16 protein-coding genes are annotated in these 16575 nt (G+C 54.5%); 5 read left to right on the top strand and 11 right to left on the bottom strand.

Annotated elements, in window-relative coordinates; translation table 11 throughout:
* The first annotated feature begins 63 nt into the window (after positions 1-63).
* On the top strand, positions 64-351 hold the full coding sequence (locus tag NR302_RS02670; RefSeq protein ID WP_061718453.1) for a GIY-YIG nuclease family protein: 288 nt from the start codon (positions 64-66) through the stop codon (positions 349-351).
* On the opposite strand, the gene NR302_RS02665 is transcribed toward NR302_RS02670, so the two are convergent.
* Positions 335-841: a GNAT family N-acetyltransferase gene (locus NR302_RS02665; RefSeq protein WP_061718238.1), complete on the bottom strand. Its 507-nt coding sequence runs from the start codon at positions 839-841 to the stop codon at positions 335-337. The two genes, NR302_RS02670 and NR302_RS02665, sit on opposite strands and share 17 nt — an antisense overlap.
* The gene (locus NR302_RS02660; RefSeq protein WP_036648365.1) at positions 835-1359 is read right to left on the bottom strand and encodes an SCP2 domain-containing protein; all 525 of its coding nucleotides are present in this window, start codon (positions 1357-1359) and stop codon (positions 835-837) included. Before NR302_RS02660 ends, NR302_RS02665 begins: the two co-directional genes overlap by 7 nt.
* A gap of 203 nt (positions 1360-1562) precedes the next feature.
* On the opposite strand from NR302_RS02660, the gene NR302_RS02655 reads away from it, so the two are divergent.
* The 3 genes from NR302_RS02655 to NR302_RS02645 all read left to right on the top strand — a co-directional run bounded on the left by NR302_RS02655 (position 1563) and on the right by NR302_RS02645 (position 4580).
* Complete coding sequence (locus NR302_RS02655) at positions 1563-2558, top strand: peptidase U32 family protein (RefSeq protein WP_258144474.1); 996 nt, start codon at positions 1563-1565, stop codon at positions 2556-2558.
* Between the two features lie 9 nt (positions 2559-2567).
* Positions 2568-3452 (top strand): U32 family peptidase, encoded by an 885-nt coding sequence (locus NR302_RS02650; RefSeq protein WP_179451903.1) that lies wholly within the window; start codon positions 2568-2570, stop codon positions 3450-3452.
* A gap of 117 nt (positions 3453-3569) precedes the next feature.
* Complete coding sequence (locus NR302_RS02645; protein WP_154154450.1) at positions 3570-4580, top strand: luciferase-like monooxygenase; 1011 nt, start codon at positions 3570-3572, stop codon at positions 4578-4580.
* 3 nt (positions 4581-4583) lie between these two features.
* On the opposite strand, the gene NR302_RS02640 is transcribed toward NR302_RS02645, so the two are convergent.
* Positions 4584-5501, bottom strand: coding sequence for an AraC family transcriptional regulator (locus NR302_RS02640; protein WP_154154453.1), 918 nt, complete (start codon positions 5499-5501; stop codon positions 4584-4586).
* Between the two features lie 183 nt (positions 5502-5684).
* Between NR302_RS02640 and NR302_RS02635 the strand changes: the two genes are divergently transcribed.
* Positions 5685-6431, top strand: a complete 747-nt coding sequence (locus NR302_RS02635; RefSeq protein WP_258144473.1) for an SDR family NAD(P)-dependent oxidoreductase — start codon at positions 5685-5687, stop codon at positions 6429-6431.
* A gap of 68 nt (positions 6432-6499) precedes the next feature.
* On the opposite strand, the gene NR302_RS02630 is transcribed toward NR302_RS02635, so the two are convergent.
* The 8 genes from NR302_RS02630 to infB form a co-directional block, all read right to left on the bottom strand.
* On the bottom strand, positions 6500-8410 hold the full coding sequence (locus tag NR302_RS02630) for a DEAD/DEAH family ATP-dependent RNA helicase (protein WP_008104286.1): 1911 nt from the start codon (positions 8408-8410) through the stop codon (positions 6500-6502).
* Positions 8411-8426: 16 nt separating this feature from the next.
* Positions 8427-8477, bottom strand: coding sequence for a protein YrbN (gene yrbN, locus NR302_RS23705; protein ID WP_152689941.1), 51 nt, complete (start codon positions 8475-8477; stop codon positions 8427-8429).
* Positions 8478-8587: 110 nt separating this feature from the next.
* A complete protein-coding gene (gene nlpI, locus NR302_RS02625; RefSeq protein WP_008104288.1) occupies positions 8588-9472 on the bottom strand; it encodes a lipoprotein NlpI in 885 nt (294 codons plus the stop codon).
* A gap of 129 nt (positions 9473-9601) precedes the next feature.
* Positions 9602-11740 (bottom strand): polyribonucleotide nucleotidyltransferase, encoded by a 2139-nt coding sequence (gene pnp, locus NR302_RS02620; RefSeq protein ID WP_008104291.1) that lies wholly within the window; start codon positions 11738-11740, stop codon positions 9602-9604.
* Between the two features lie 309 nt (positions 11741-12049).
* Positions 12050-12319: a 30S ribosomal protein S15 gene (gene rpsO, locus NR302_RS02615; RefSeq protein WP_036620269.1), complete on the bottom strand. Its 270-nt coding sequence runs from the start codon at positions 12317-12319 to the stop codon at positions 12050-12052.
* 133 nt (positions 12320-12452) lie between these two features.
* Positions 12453-13397: a tRNA pseudouridine(55) synthase TruB gene (gene truB, locus NR302_RS02610; RefSeq protein WP_061718244.1), complete on the bottom strand. Its 945-nt coding sequence runs from the start codon at positions 13395-13397 to the stop codon at positions 12453-12455.
* A complete protein-coding gene (gene rbfA, locus NR302_RS02605) occupies positions 13397-13804 on the bottom strand; it encodes a 30S ribosome-binding factor RbfA (protein ID WP_007886693.1) in 408 nt (135 codons plus the stop codon). Before rbfA ends, truB begins: the two co-directional genes overlap by 1 nt.
* Positions 13805-13870: 66 nt before the next feature.
* On the bottom strand, positions 13871-16561 hold the full coding sequence (infB, locus tag NR302_RS02600; protein ID WP_061718245.1) for a translation initiation factor IF-2: 2691 nt from the start codon (positions 16559-16561) through the stop codon (positions 13871-13873).
* Positions 16562-16575 lie beyond the last annotated feature (14 nt).

Below are 16575 nucleotides of genomic sequence, written 5' to 3'. Positions count from 1 at the left end.
CGAATAGCGATGCGGCCTGAAGCGCGCTACACTGCCTGCCAGCTAATTTTCGAGATGAGTATGATGGAACAAGGCTGGCAGCTCTATCTGCTACAAACCGCCGCAGGCATGCTGTATACCGGCATCACCACCGATGTTAATCGTCGCCTGCAACAGCATCAGCTAGGACGCGGCGCGCGTTCGCTGCGTGGCAAAGGCCCCTTAACGCTGGTGTTTCATTGCGATGCCGGCGATCGCGCTGCGGCGTCACGCCTGGAGTATCAGGTGAAGCAGCTGAGCCGCGCGCAAAAGCTGCTGCTGGTTGCGCAGCAGCCGCCCTGCTTAGTGGCCTGGTTTAGTCGAAACGATTAAACGGCTCGGCGAATTCGATCAGCCCTTCTGCACCGACAAACGCATCGTCAGCCAGTTTGTACACCTGAAAGGCCGCTTCGCTGCCTAACCAACGACAGTGCAAGCCATGACGTGCCGCCGGTTCAAAGCCGAGTGGATTGTAAAACTCAGGATCGCCCAGCACCACCACGGCGCTGTAGCTGAACTCATTAAGTGAATCCAATCCTTCATACACCAGCTGTTTAGCAAGGCCCTGTTTGCGCACCGATTCATCCACGGCGAGCGGCGCCAACGCTACCCAGTTGCGGTCTTCTCCTTGCAGGGTCACCGGACTGAAAGCGGCATAACCCAGCACCTGACCTTCATCATCCGTGGCAACGACACCAAGAGTCAGCAAGCCATCTTCGCGCAGTTGCTGTATCAGTTCCGCTTCGGCAGCGGTAGCAAAACTGCGCTTTAACAGGCTATCGATGCCTGCTGCATCAACGCCAATTTCAGTACGAATCAACATGAGATCCCCGCGCGCGCCTCAGCGGCCTTCGCGTCCTGTTTCATTCCTGCCTCAATAAAAGCAGCGAGCTGCTGCAATCCCGTGCGTAATGGCGTGGGCATGGCATCCAGTTCAATGGCATCCATTAGGTTTTTCACCTCAAGTCCCAGCTCCGTGTCACCTTCAATCACCAGACGGCGTTGAAAGAACAACATATCGGGATCCGCTTTGCGTGCTGCCACCAGCAACAGATCGTTGGCTTCACCGCGAAACCAGACATCAGCCTCGGTGTCGCGCGAAACGGTCAGGCGCCCTGCTTGCAGGGTGGTGATCCAGCGCAGATTCACATCGGCAACCTCGATCCCCAGATAACGCCCTTCCAGAAAGTCTAACTCACCTTCAGACAAAGCATGACGAAATTGCCAGTTTAGGAGTTGTTGCAGAATAGCTTTTTTTAGCGGGAAAGGGGTAATGGAAACGGGTAAAGCAAGGAATTCTGGGCCTTTTTCCACAATCAGACCGCGTAAGCGCGCAAACATCATCGACATTCCCTTCAGAAAATTTCATCTATTTTGCCACATCTGACCGGCGTCGCCTCCACTGAGATCAAGGAAATCGCCGCCTGGCTGGACGAAAAAGCTTCACTCCCGATCATCAATGCCGCTTTCACTGCCTTAAATCAACATTGCTGTCCGGTCAGTTATTTACACTCTTCGGCTTCAGAATCCGGGGAGGAAAATGTATGGAACTGCTGTGTCCGGCGGGGAATTTGCCTGCGCTGAAATCGGCGGTGGAGCATGGTGCTGACGCGGTGTATGTCGGCCTGAAAGACGATACCAATGCCCGCCACTTTGCTGGCCTCAATTTTACCGATAAGAAACTGGCTGAAGCCGCGCGCTATCTGCATCAGCATCGCCGCAAACTGCATGTGGCCATCAACACCTTCGCCCATCCTGATGGGATGAATCGCTGGCAAAGCGCGATTGATGTTGCCGCCCAGAACGGTGCGGATGCGCTGATTCTGGCGGATATTGCCACGCTGGAGTACGCGGCAAAACGCTATCCGCAGGTTGAGCGTCATCTTTCGGTACAAGCCTCCGCCACCAATTTGCAGGCCATTCATTTTTATCATCGTCACTTTCAACTTAGCCGCGTTGTGCTGCCGCGCGTGCTTTCGATGCATCAGGTCAAACAGCTGGCGCGTGAGACGCCGGTGCCGCTGGAAGTGTTCGCTTTCGGGAGCCTGTGCATTATGGCCGAAGGCCGCTGCTATCTCTCATCCTGGCTGACCGGCGAATCGCCTAACAGCGCAGGTGCCTGCTCGCCAGCGAAATTTGTCCGCTGGCAACAGACGCCAAAGGGCATGGAATCACGCCTGAATGAAGTGCTGATTGACCGCTACGCGCCCGACGAGAGCGCGGGCTATCCCACGCTGTGTAAAGGGCGTTATGAAGTGGATAACCAGCTCTATCACGTGCTGGAAGAACCCACCAGCCTGAACACCTTGTCGCTGCTGCCTGAACTGCTGCGCGCCAATATTGCCTCGGTGAAAATTGAAGGGCGTCAGCGCAGCCCGGCCTATGTGGCGCAGGTGGCAAAAGTGTGGCGTCAGGCAATTGATCGCTGCATGGCATCGCCTGAACAGTATGTCGTGCAGGAACCCTGGATGCAGGTGCTGGGCGAGTTATCAGAAGGCAGCCAAACCACGCTCGGTGCTTATCACCGCGACTGGCAATAAGGAGATCGCATGAAATACGCTATCGGGCCGGTGCTGTGGTACTGGCCAACAGAAACGCTGGAAACCTTTTATCAACGCGCCGCCGAGAGCAGTGCCGAAATCATCTATCTCGGCGAAGCGGTGTGCAGCAAGAGACGTGCGACGTCATTCAATCAATGGATGGAGATTGCGCGCATGCTGGCGCTGCAGGGCAAGCAAGTGGTGCTGAGTACGCTGGCACTGCTGCAATCGCCCTCGGAAGTGAAGGAGCTGCGACGCTATGTCGAGAACGGTGAGTTCCTGCTGGAAGCCAATGACATCGGCACCGTGAACATGGCGGCAGAACGCAAATTGCCGTTTGTCGCCGGCCCAACGCTCAATGTGTATAACGCGCAGACGCTACAACTGTTGCTGCAAGAAGGCATGACGCGCTGGTGCATTCCGGTGGAGATGTCCCGCGACTGGCTGATTCAGCTGCTGCAGCAGTGCGATGCGGCGGGCGTGCGCGAGCAATTTGAGGTTGAAGTGCTCGGTTATGGCCATCTGCCGCTGGCGTTGTCAGCGCGCTGCTTTACCGCACGCGCCGAGAATCGAGGCAAAGATGATTGCCAAACCTGCTGCATCAATTATCCCACTGGCCGCCGCGTGCTTTCACAGGAAGGCCAGCAGGTGTTTGTGCTCAACGGCATTCAAACCATGAGCGGCTATTGCTACAACCTCGGCAATGATTTGAGCGGCATGCATAACTGGATCGACATTGTGCGTTTGTCGCCACAGGGCGAAAGTACGCTCGCCGAAGTGGATCGCTTCCGCGCCAACGAAGCCGGTCAGGCGCCGCTGATGATGGCGCGCGGCAGCGACTGCAACGGATATTGGCGTCGCCTGGCCGGGATGGCGCTTGAAGGCGAGCGGTAAAGGCACATTCCGGCTATATTCCTGCGGTTATTAGCAGTTTTAATATGGGTAACGATGAGTAATACTCACAAGCGCAGGTCCGACTAAACACCTGCGCCATCCCTATTTGGAGTGCCCATGTCTGAGAAAAAAACTGTTCGCCTGTCCGTGTTGGATCTGGCGCCTATTCCACAAGGTTCCGCTGCACGCGATGCGTTCCATAATTCGCTGGCGCTGGCCCGTCAATCTGAAGCGCTGGGTTTCCACCGCTACTGGCTGGCTGAACACCATAATATGACGGGGATTGCCAGCGCCGCGACCTCAGTCTTGATTGGCTATCTAGCCGCCAATACCGAAACGCTGCGCCTCGGCTCAGGCGGTATCATGTTGCCCAACCATGCGCCGCTGGTGATCGCCGAACAGTTTGGTACCCTCGAATCACTCTATCCTGGCCGTATCGATTTGGGACTGGGCCGCGCGCCCGGTTCGGACCAACGCACCATGCTGGCGTTGCGTCGCCATCTTTCCAGCGCCCAGGCAGATAGCTTCCCGGAAGATGTTTCTGAACTGATTCGCTGGTTTGACGCCGAAGAGGGTGAACATCCGCCAGTTCAACCGGTTCCGGGTTTAGGATTGAAAATTCCGGTGTGGCTGCTCGGTTCCAGTTTGTATAGCGCGCAATTGGCCGCTCAGCTTGGTTTGCCGTTTGCGTTTGCCTCGCATTTCGCACCCGATCTGCTGTTCCAGGCGCTGCATATTTATCGTGAGAAATTCAAACCTTCGGCGCGTCTGGCGAAGCCGTATGCAATGGTGTGCGTCAACGTGGTGGCGGCCGACAGCGAGCGTGATGCGCGCTTCCTGTTCACCTCGATGCAGCAGCAGTTTATTAATCTGCGCCGCGGCAAGCCGGGTCCGCTGCCCGCACCGGTGGAGAACATGGATAATCTGTGGTCACCGTCCGAGCAATATGGCGTGCAGCAGGCCCTGAGCATGTCGATTGTCGGCGATAGCGATAAAGTGCGCAGCGGCCTCGCTGCGTTGATACGTGAAACCCAGGCGGATGAAATCATGGTCAACGGCCAGATTTACGATTCGCAGGCGCGTCTGCGCTCGTTCGCGATGGCAATGGAAGCCGCGCGCACGCTGTAAACCTCATTGCGGTGGGTTTACCCACTCTGGACCCACCGCAATGGTTCGCGCGTCACGCGCCGGTGACTGGCCGTGAAAGCGGCTGTATTCGCGGCTAAACTGCGAAGCACTTTGATAACCCACCCGATAACCCGCCGTTCCAGCATCCAGCTTTTCAATCAACATCAAACGACGCGCCTCGTTGAGCCGCAGCTGCTTTTGATATTGCATCGGCGTCATCGCCGTTACCGCTTTAAAGTGATGATGCAGCGACGAAATACTCATCCCCACGCTGCTCGCCAGATGATCCATTTTCAATGGATGATGAAAGTTTTCCCTTAGCCAGCGTGCGGCACGCGCCACTTTGTTGCCTGGCCGCTCCGTCAACGCCATGTTGAGAATACGCCGCCCTTCTGGCCCGGTCAGCAGACGATAGAAAATCTCCTGCTCAATTAACGGTGCCAGCGCGGCAATATCCTGCGGGTGATCCAGCAACTCCACCAAACGCATCACTGCATCCACCAACGGCGGCGCAACTTTATGCACGGCGATACCGCGCTCGCTAACCGCCGTGCTGCCGAGATGATGGTGCGGAAAGTGTTCCAGATAACGCATCAGACGCGTTTCATTAATGGTGATGCCTACGCCGAGATTTGGCTTCTCCGGCGTCGCCATCACCACGCAGGATTGCACCGGCATATCGAGCGTCACCAGCAGTAAATCGCCCGGCCCGTAATGCATCACTTCATCGCCCATGCGCAGCGCTTTTTGCCCCTGCGCGATCAGGGCAAAGCTGGCCCAGGTCGCCACATGCGCCAAACTGGTGGGCTGAGAGCTGCGGCCGAAAGAGAGAAAATCGATCGGGCAATAGTGACGACCATCCTGCGGCGCATGGCGGGCAATGATTGCCACCAACTGCTGCCATTGTTCCTGATGAATCATGCGTTCTGCGCTCCGCGATAAGAAATCACTGAGTTGATATTCTCGCTTGTCGCTGGCGTTGCGCCTAGTCCTTGAGCAGCAGATTTGCAGGATCGTGCAAGAAGCTTGCAGGATTGCGCTACCACCCGATTGTATGGACAGCGCATGCTTTATCTTCCCCGAAATCTCAGGTGGAGAGACACGATGAAAACACTTGAAGGCAAAATTGCGCTGGTGACGGGCGCTTCGAAAGGCATTGGTGCCGCCATCGCCATGACTTTCGCGGCGGCCGGTGCTCGGGTGGTGGTGAATTATCTTCAGGACGAAGTGGGTGCGGCGGATGTGGTGACCGACATCCAGGCGCTGGGTAGCGACGCCATCGCCGTCCAGGCTGATATCTCACGCGAGGCCGATGTGCAGCGCCTGTTCGCTAGCAGCATTGAGCAGTTTGGCGCACCCGATATTGTGGTGAATAACGCCGGCATTTTTCACCACGGTGACTTTGCTGACCTTAGCATCAGCGAAATGCAGCAGCAGCTGAATGTGAATCTGCTGGGCACCTTGCTGGTGTGTCAGCAGGCGGCAAAACATTTCCCCGCACGCGGCGGTTCCATCATCAATCTAAGCGCCTTAAACAGCCAACGCAGCACGCCCGGTTCGGTGCTGTGGGCGGCAACCAAAGGCGCGATCGATACCTTGACGCAGGGCCTCGCACGCGAGCTTGGCCCACACAATATTCGCGTCAATGCGCTGGCACCCGGCATTATTTTGACCGAAGGTTTGCTGGCGGCGAAGAAGATGCATCCGGAGTTGAAGGCACAGCTGATTGCCGCAACCCCACTTGGACGCTTTGGCTTGCCGGAAGATGTGGCGCAAGTCGCGCTGTTTTTAGCGTCGGAAGAGGCGGCATATGTTAGCGGTGAACGTGTACTGATTGCTGGCGGCGTGTAAACTTTACTTTCCACAGGCATAAAAAAAGGGACGCATCAGCGTCCCTTTTTACTTTTAGCGTTTAACGCTTATGCGTCACGACGACGTGGTGCAGCTGCGCCTTCTGGACGCGGGCCACGGCCACCTTCACGGCTGAAGCGTCCGCCTTCACGGCCACCTTCACGACGCTCGGAGAAGCGACGTGGAGCGCCTTCGCCACGTGGAGCACCCTCACCGCGCGGTGCGCCATTGCCACGACGTTCGCCGCCAGCAGATGGACGACGTTCGCTACGCTCATGCACCGGTGCATCACCCATCAGCTGCATATTCATCGGCTTGTTCAGAATACGCGTACGAGTGAAGTGCTGCAGTACTTCGCCCGGCATGCCTTTCGGCAGCTCGATGGTTGAGTGAGTACCAAACAGCTTGATGTTACCGATGTAACGGCTGCTGATGTCGCCTTCGTTAGCGATCGCGCCAACGATGTGACGAACTTCTACACCATCATCGCGGCCTACTTCAATGCGGTACAGCTGCATTTCGCCAACGTCACGACGTTCACGACGTGGACGATCACCATCGCGGCTGTCACGGCTTTCGCGTGGACCACGAGAATCACGTGAATCGCGACGCTCACCACGGTCAGGACGATCGCTGAACTCACGACGCGCTGGACGCGGTGCTTCTGGTGGCAGAATCAGTGGACGTTCGCCCTGAGCCATTTTCAGCAGTGCTGCGGCCAGAGTTTCGATATCCAGATCTTCGCCCGGCTGCATTTTGCTCAGCAGTGCGCGGTACTGGTCCAGATCGCTGCTTTCCAGCTGCTGCTGTACTTTAGCCGCGAACTTAGCCAGACGACGCTCACCCAGCAGTTCTGCGTTCGGCAGTTCAACTTCTGGAATGGTCAGCTTCATGGTGCGTTCGATGTTGCGCAGCAGACGACGCTCGCGGTTCTCAACGAACAGCAACGCACGACCTGCACGACCTGCACGGCCGGTACGACCGATACGGTGAACGTAAGACTCTGCATCCATTGGGATATCAAAGTTTACTACCAGGCTGATACGCTCAACGTCCAGACCACGTGCGGCAACGTCGGTCGCGATCAGGATGTCGAGACGACCATCTTTCAAACGCTCCAGCGTCTGCTCACGCAGTGCCTGGTTCATATCACCGTTCAGTGCTGCGCTGTTATAACCGCTGCGCTCCAGCGCTTCGGCCACTTCCAGCGTGGCATTTTTGGTACGCACGAAGATGATGGCTGCATCGAAATCTTCTGCTTCCAGGAAGCGAACCAGTGCGTCAGTTTTACGGCCGTAAGCGGTCCAGTAAGACTGAGAAATGTCTGGGCGCGTAGTCAGGCTTGACTGGATGCGCACTTCCTGTGGATCTTTCATGAAGCGCTTGGTAATACGACGAATCGCTTCTGGCATGGTTGCTGAGAACAGCGCGGTCTGATGACCGTCTGGAATCTGCGCCATGATGGTTTCAACGTCTTCGATGAAGCCCATACGCAGCATTTCATCAGCTTCGTCCAGCACCAGACCGCGCAGGTTAGACAGATCTAACGTGCCACGCTTCAGGTGATCCAGCAGACGACCAGGCGTACCCACAACAACTTGTGGTCCTTGACGCAGTGCGCGCAGCTGTACGTCATAACGTTGGCCGCCGTACAGGGCTACAACGTTAATGCCACGCATATGTTTAGAGAATTCTGTGACGGCTTCAGCAACCTGTACCGCCAATTCGCGGGTCGGTGCCAGCACCAAAATTTGCGGTGCTTTAACAGTGGGATCAATGTTGTTTAGCAGCGGCAGTGAGAAAGCCGCAGTTTTACCACTACCGGTCTGCGCCATACCCAACACGTCACGGCCAGCCAGCAGGTGAGGAATACACTCAGCCTGGATTGGAGAAGGCTTAACGTAGCCCATACCGTTCAGTGATTCGAGGATGTCGGCGTTCAGGCCAAGGTCAGCAAAAGTGGTTTGAATATCAGTCATGTAGTACACGTGCCTCTTAGATTGCGGCGGCCAGTCTACATAACTCGTCGTGAAAACTTTCAGTCATTTTCATCAAAAAGTGTGAACCGGCTCAAATTAGAAGTTTTGACGAACAGAAAAGCCCTCATCTCTGAAGATGATGACTTTACAGGTATTCAGGCAATAAAAGTTCGTCAGCTATTGCTGGTCAGATTCTGATAAATCGTCTTGTGTCTGGCCGAGTTGCGCCAGTTCCAACAATGCGTATCGGTGCTCAACAAAGTTGTTTACGTTGTTGGCCACCGCCAGTTTGAACAACGCTTTCGCGTCGTCCTTCTCCCCCAGACTTAGGTAGTACTTACCTAAATAGAAGTTGGTTTCACTGAGATGTTCAGCGAGCGAGGTGTTATCCGTTGCGTCCGCCTTGAGACGTTCCATCAGCGTTTTTTCACTGATGTCGCCAAGGTAGAACTCGACAATATTCCATCCCCATTGATCGCGAACCGCTTTGTCATGACGCTGTCTCAGCGTAACTTTTGCCTTGTCGGCATCCATATCGCTTTCAACGAGATAGAGCCAAAGGCTGCGGAATGGATCGTTAGGATCGTCTTGATAAAACGCCAGCAGATCATCTTGCGCTAACTTGTATCGACCGCCGTAATAGAGGGCGATACCACGGTTTAAATGCGCATAGTTGTAAGTTGGATCAAGCTCAAGTACAGAATCAAACGCTTCATAGGCAGCATCAAAGTTGCCTGCCTGCGTTAAGTATATACCGAGATAGTTAAATACCTCAGGCATATCTGGTCTTATAGACAGCGCTTGCGAAAAATCGTTCCGCGCTAGTGCCCTCAGACCCAAACTATCATACAACACTCCGCGCTCATATAATAGCTGTGCGCGTTCATCATCGGTCAGGGCACGACTGGCAAGAATTTGTTCCATGCGCGCCAGGATCACCTCTTGCTGCAGTGTGGGCTGCAAAGGTACTGCCAGAACTTCGTTCTTACGCCAATTGGAGTTGCTGCATCCTGCCAGCGTGATAGCTGTCGCAACAAAACACCAGCGCAAAAAAGGCTTCATTTCCCACTCCCGAATACAAACATTGGGACAACCATCCTGTCATCCTCCTGCTGTGCACAAGGATTCCCGCCCTCGCGATGATCTAAACACCTCTCCCCGCAAAGCAGGGAGAGGTAAATCGGTAAACGCTTACTCGGCGTCAGATGCATCAGATGCAGCGGTAGCAACTTCTTCCGCTGGTTTCTGCTCTGTCGCTTCTTTGATGCTCAGGCGTACACGTCCCTGACGGTCCACTTCCATTACTTTCACTGGAACTTCCTGGCCCATCTGCAGATAGTCGGTTACTTTCTCTACGCGCTTATCGGCGATCTGAGAGATGTGAACCAAACCTTCTTTACCGCCGCCGATTGCCACGAAGGCACCGAAATCAACGATACGTGTCACTTTACCTGAGTAAATGCGGCCAACTTCGATCTCAGCAGTGATCTCTTCGATACGACGAATGGCTTCTTTAGCTTTCAGGCTATCAGTTGCAGCGATCTTCACGGTGCCGTCATCTTCGATTTCGATGGTGGTGCCGGTTTCTTCGGTCAGCGCACGGATAACCGAGCCGCCTTTACCGATGACATCTTTGATCTTGTCTGAACTGATTTTGATGGTGTAAATGCGCGGCGCGAACTCAGAGATTTCCTGACGCGGCGTGCTGATTGCCTGTTCCATCACGCTCAGGATGTGCAGACGCGCACCTTTAGCCTGATTCAGAGCAACCTGCATAATTTCGCGGGTGATGCCTTCGATTTTGATATCCATCTGCAGCGCAGTAATACCATCGCGGCTACCTGCTACTTTGAAGTCCATGTCGCCGAGGTGATCTTCGTCACCCAGGATGTCAGACAGAACCACAAAGTTGTCGGCTTCTTTAACCAGACCCATCGCAATACCGGCTACGGCTGCTTTGATCGGTACGCCAGCGTCCATCAGTGCCAGAGAAGCACCACACACGGAAGCCATTGAAGAAGAACCGTTAGATTCGGTGATTTCTGAAACCACACGCACGGTGTATGGGAAGTCAGCTTGCTTAGGCATTACGGCCAGCACGCCACGCTTCGCCAGACGGCCGTGACCAATCTCACGACGCTTCGGTGAGCCAACCATACCGGTTTCGCCCACGCAGTACGGAGGGAAGTTGTAGTGGAACAGGAAGCTATCAGTACGCTCGCCCATCAACTCATCCAGATTCTGCGCATCACGTGCGGTACCCAGCGTTGCGGTAACCAGCGCCTGCGTTTCACCACGGGTGAACAGTGATGAACCGTGCGTACGTGGCAGTACGCCAGTGCGCACGTCCAGACCACGAATCATATCTTTCTCACGGCCATCGATACGCGGTTCGCCACGGATGATGCGGCTACGAACAACGCTCTTCTCAAGGTCGTGTACGATGTCAGCGATATCGCCAGCATCCAGCGTTTCATCTTCAGCCTGCAGTGCCGCGATGGTCGCGTCTTTCACTGCGCCAACCTGAGTGTAACGCTCTTGCTTATCAGTGATGCGATAGGCATCGCTGATGCCCGCTTCTGCCAGGGCAGTAACGCGTGCAATCAGTGCATCGTTAGTTGGCAGTGGCTGCCAATCCCAACGTGGTTTACCGGCTTCGGCAACCAGCGCATTGATGTTTTCGATAACGATCTGCTGCTGGTCGTGGCCATATACCACAGCGCCCAGCATCTGCTCTTCAGTCAGGATGTCAGCTTCTGATTCCACCATCAGCACCGCGTTCTGGGTACCGGCAACAACCAGGTTCAGACGTGATTCGTTGATTTCATCAGCAGTTGGGTTCAGTACGTACTGGTCATTGATATAACCGACGCGCGCTGCGCCGATTGGACCATTGAACGGCAGGCCAGACAGAGCCAGTGCAGCAGATGCACCGATCATCGCAACGATGTCTGGGTTAACCTGTGGGTTAACAGAAACCACGGTCGCAATAACCTGGACTTCGTTAATGAAGCCTTCCGGGAACAGCGGACGAACTGGACGGTCAATCAGGCGTGAGATCAGGGTTTCGCCTTCGCTTGGACGGCCTTCACGACGGAAGAAGCTACCCGGGATACGACCAGCAGCGTAAGTACGCTCCTGATAGTTAACCGTCAGCGGGAAGAAATCCTGACCTGGTTTAGTTTTTTTCTGGCCAACAACGGTAACGAATACAGCAGTGTCATCCATGCTCACCATTACTGCAGCGGTAGCCTGGCGCGCCATCATGCCGGTTTCCAGCGTGACGGTATGCTGACCATATTGGAATTTGCGTACGATCGGGTTCAGCAAAATTTAAGTCCTTAAATTCAGGGGCGCAGCCCATTCTGGCGCGCCGGGGATTACCGATCTTCAGTTGCATCCTCGCGACTAATGACAACCTTAACCGCCCATGCGGTAAAGCCTCTCATTAGCCGCGCGAACCTCTGCAAGCAAAGATCACTCTCTGCAACAATACATGAGTTTGGTCCGGATTGCTGCGGATTGCTCGAAAAAAGGGGCCATAAAGGCCCCCTTTTCGCGAAACTCGCACAAATCTGATCGTCAGATGCGTTTTTTTGCATAGTGCATGCGCTACACCCTTGATCAGATTCTTCAGACTTAGCGACGCAGACCCAGGCTTTCGATCAGACCGGTGTAGCGAGCAACGTCTTTACGCTTCAGGTAGTCCAGCAGCTTACGACGCTGAGATACCATGCGCAGCAGACCGCGACGGCTGTGGTGATCTTTCTTGTGCTCAGAGAAGTGACCCTGCAGGTGGTTAATCTGAGCAGTCAGCAGAGCAACCTGAACTTCAGTTGAACCGCTGTCGTTGGTACCACGACCGTATTTAGCAACGATCTCTGCTTTAGCTTCTACGCTTAGAGACATAATAAACTCCAGTAAATAATGAATGTATGGGTGCCGATCTCTAATTCAGCAGCCCGCTTTTAAAGCCGCGCCATTCTACTCTTCGCCTGATAGCAACGCAAATGCGCCGTTAGGTCAAATGCGAGAGGATTGATTACGCAGGAAATTCTACCACCAGACGACGCGGCGCCACGCGCCCATCCTCGGCGATTTCGGCCATACCAATGAATTTGTGCTCATTACCTTCAGTCACGCGCACCAATCCCTGTTCCGGCGCATCCGCCACCTGAACCGGCATACCCTGTTTAAAATAAGCCGCCACCGCAGGCAGCAAATTCACAATCGGGAACTCTTCTGCCGGGCTATCCATCGGCAGCAATAACGCATCGAGCGCGCTGTAATCTGGCGTTTCCGCCATATTGACGGTGGCCGCCACGTCCTGCAGCTGCTCCAGCGTTACCATTCTCTCGATCGGATAACGCGCCACTTGCAGACGACGCAGCATGATAACGTGCGCACCGCAGCCAAGCCGCTCACCGAGATCGTCGATAATAGTGCGGATATAAGTGCCTTTAGAGACGTGAATCTCCAGCTCCAGCTCATCACCTTCCCAGCGAATAAACTGCAGCTCAAACACTTTGATCGGGCGCGCTTCACGCGGCACAGTAATGCCTTCACGTGCGTACTCGTACAGCTTGCGTCCCTGATACTTTAGCGCGGAGAACATGGTCGGCACCTGCATGGTGTCGCCACGAAAATAGTCCAGCGCCGCATCCAGTGCTGCCTGATCAAAAGTAATCGCGCGCGTCTCAACAATATTGCCGTCGGCATCAGACGTATCAGTGCGTTCACCCAAGCGAGCAATAACGCGATAACGCTTGTCAGAATCGAGCAGATACTGCGAAAACTTGGTGGCTTCGCCGAGGCAAACCGGCAGCATGCCGGTCGCCAGCGGATCGAGGGCGCCGGTATGGCCCGCTTTGTTCGCATTGAACAGACGTTTTACTTTCTGCAGCACATCATTGGAAGATGCACCTTGATGCTTATCCAGCAGAAACACACCGTGGACGTCGCGACCGCGACGACGAGGACGACTCATTAGTCCTCCTTGTCATCTTCCGCCGGGCTATCGCCACGACGCTCAACATCGCTCTTAATGACGTTGCTGACCAGGTTCGACATACGCATACCTTCGATCAGCGAGTTGTCGTAGAAGAAGGTCAGCTCCGGCACGATACGCAAACGCATCGCTTTGCCTACCAGCGTACGGATATAGCCTGAGGCTTCTTTCAGCGCCTTCAGGCCGTTTTGTACCGCTTCTTCATCTTTGTCATTCAAAAAGGTCACAAACACCTTGGCATAGGCGAGATCGCGCGACACTTCGACGCCCGAAACTGTCACCATCATACCAAGACGTGGATCTTTAATTTCGCGCTGCAGGATGATTGCAATCTCTTTCTGCAACTCCTGAGAAACGCGCTGTGGGCGGCCAAATTCTTTTGCCATTATTTCTTTCTCCCAAATAATTCGGGAGGCCAGAGGCCTCCCAAATTGCAACACATCAAATGATGATCAATCGATGGTGCGTTTAATTTCAATCACTTCGAACACTTCGATCATATCGCCAACGCGAACGTCGTTGTAGTTCTTCACGCCGATACCACATTCCATGCCGTTACGAACTTCGTTAACGTCATCTTTGAAGCGGCGCAGAGATTCCAGCTCGCCTTCATAGATAACCACGTTGTCACGCAGTACGCGGATTGGGTTGTGACGTTTGATGTTACCTTCGGTGACCATACAGCCCGCGATGGCACCAAACTTCGGTGATTTGAACACGTCACGTACCGCAGCCAGACCGATAATCTGCTGTTTGAACTCTGGAGCCAGCATACCGCTCATCGCTGCTTTCACTTCGTCGATCAGATTATAGATGACGGAGTAGTAACGCAGGTCAACGTTTTCAGCGTCAATCACGCGGCGAGCAGATGCATCAGCACGCACGTTGAAGCCGAGAATGATAGCGTTGGATGCTGCAGCCAGCGTTGCGTCGGTTTCGGTGATACCACCAACGCCTGAACCGATAATGCGCACTTTCACTTCGTCGGTAGAGAGTTTCAGCAGCGAATCAGAGATGGCTTCGACAGAACCCTGTACGTCAGATTTCAGTACGATGTTGAGCTCAGACACTTCGCCTTCAGTCATGTTGGCGAACATGTTCTCCAACTTAGACTTCTGCTGACGCGCCAGCTTAACTTCACGGAATTTGCCCTGACGATACAGCGCAACTTCACGCGCTTTCTTCTCATCACGTACGACAGTCGCTTCATCACCTGCGGCCGGCACACCGGACAGACCAAGGATTTCCACTGGAATGGATGGACCCGCTTCCAGCACTTCACGACCCAATTCGTCACGCATCGCACGTACACGGCCGTATTCGAAGCCGCACAGCACGATATCGCCTTTATTCAGCGTACCTTCACGTACCAGCACGGTAGCAACCGGACCACGACCTTTGTCGAGGAACGATTCAATTACCACTCCGCTCGCCATACCTTCACGGATAGCAGAGAGTTCCAGTACTTCTGCTTGCAGCAGAATCGCATTCAGCAGATCGTCAATACCGGTACCGGCTTTCGCAGAGACGTTAACGAACATGTTCTCACCGCCCCACTCTTCCGGAAGAATTCCGTATTGGGTCAGTTCGTTCTTAACGCGGTCTGGATCAGCATCTGGCTTATCGATTTTGTTGACCGCAACAACCACTGGCACACCGGCTGCTTTCGCATGCTGGATAGCTTCAACGGTCTGAGGCATCACGCCATCGTCAGCAGCAACAACCAGGATAACGATATCCGTGGCCTGCGCACCACGAGCACGCATTGCGGTAAACGCGGCGTGGCCCGGGGTATCGAGGAAGGTGATCATACCGTTGTCAGTTTCAACGTGGTAAGCACCGATATGCTGAGTAATACCACCCGCTTCGCCTGATGCCACTTTCGTTGAACGAATGTAGTCAAGCAGAGAGGTTTTACCGTGGTCAACGTGACCCATGATGGTAACGACCGGAGCACGAGACTCTTGCGCAGCATCGGTATCACGATCGTCCATTACCGCTTCTTCCAGCTCATTCTCGCGGCGCAGGATCACTTTGTGACCCATTTCTTCCGCGACCATCTGAGCGGTTTCTTGATCGATAACCTGGTTGATGGTCGCCATGGCGCCCATCTTCATCATCGCTTTAACGACCAGAGAACCTTTGATCGCCATTTTGTTGGCCAGTTCAGCAACGGTAATGGTTTCACCGATGACGACATCGCGGTTAACAGCCTGAGCTGGCTTGTTGAAGCCCTGCTGCAGGGTGCTTGGCTTACGATGTTTGCCGCCTTTACCGCCACGAACCTGCGCACGCGCTTCTTCGCGATCGGTTTTGGCTTCAGAATGCTTGTTGCCTTTCTTCACCGGGCGAGCAGCTTTGGTGGTGCGAGCACGTGCACGGCCAGCTTCTACCTGGCGATCGTTCTCGTCTTCTGCCTGACGGGCGTGAGTTGAGGTAGTGACGTGATAGTCGCCTTTATCCTCTTCTTCAGGTTTGGCCCATTCAACAGCTTTTTCTTCAGCCAGGCGGCGGGCTTCTTCAGCCACGCGGCGCGCATCTTCTTCCAGCTTACGGCGTGCTTCTTCTTCTGCTTTACGTTTCAGTTCGGCAGCTTCTGCTTCACGACGGGCTTTATCAGACTGCGCAGCCTTGGCTACTACGTCGGTAGGTTGATTAGTCAATTTCTCTTTTTCCGCTGCTTCACGTTTGGCCTTGTCAGCGGCTTCGCGCTTGGCTTTATCTTCGGCTTCACGTTGCGCTTTCTGTTCAGCTTCGCGACGGGCTTGTTCTTCCGCCTCGCGACGCGCCTGCTCTTCCGCTTCACGCTGCGCCTCGGCTTCCGCTTCTGCCTGAGCTTGCTCAGACTCTGCGTCGCCTTTCACGTATGTGCGCTTTTTGCGGACTTCAATTTGTACCGACTTACTTTTACCCCCGGTGACGGGAATATTCAAGGTGCTGCGCGTCTTGCGCTGCAAAGTCAGCTTGCTTGAACCGGTCTGACCGTGCTCACGATTCAGGTGAGACAGTAAGGTTTCTTTCTCTTGCTGGGACACCGCATCGTTCTCAGACTTACGGATCCCTGCATCAGCAAATTGCTGTACCAGGCGATCGACCGGGGTCTGAATTTCGGCGGCCAGCGATTTTACGGTTACATCTGTCATGCTGTTCCTTCCTG

Source organism: Pantoea sp. SOD02 (assembly GCF_024707505.1).
Taxonomy (GTDB): Bacteria; Pseudomonadota; Gammaproteobacteria; order Enterobacterales; family Enterobacteriaceae; genus Pantoea; species Pantoea symbiotica.
Note: the sequence above shows the minus strand (reverse complement) of the source record. Positions and strands in the feature narration are given on the sequence as shown.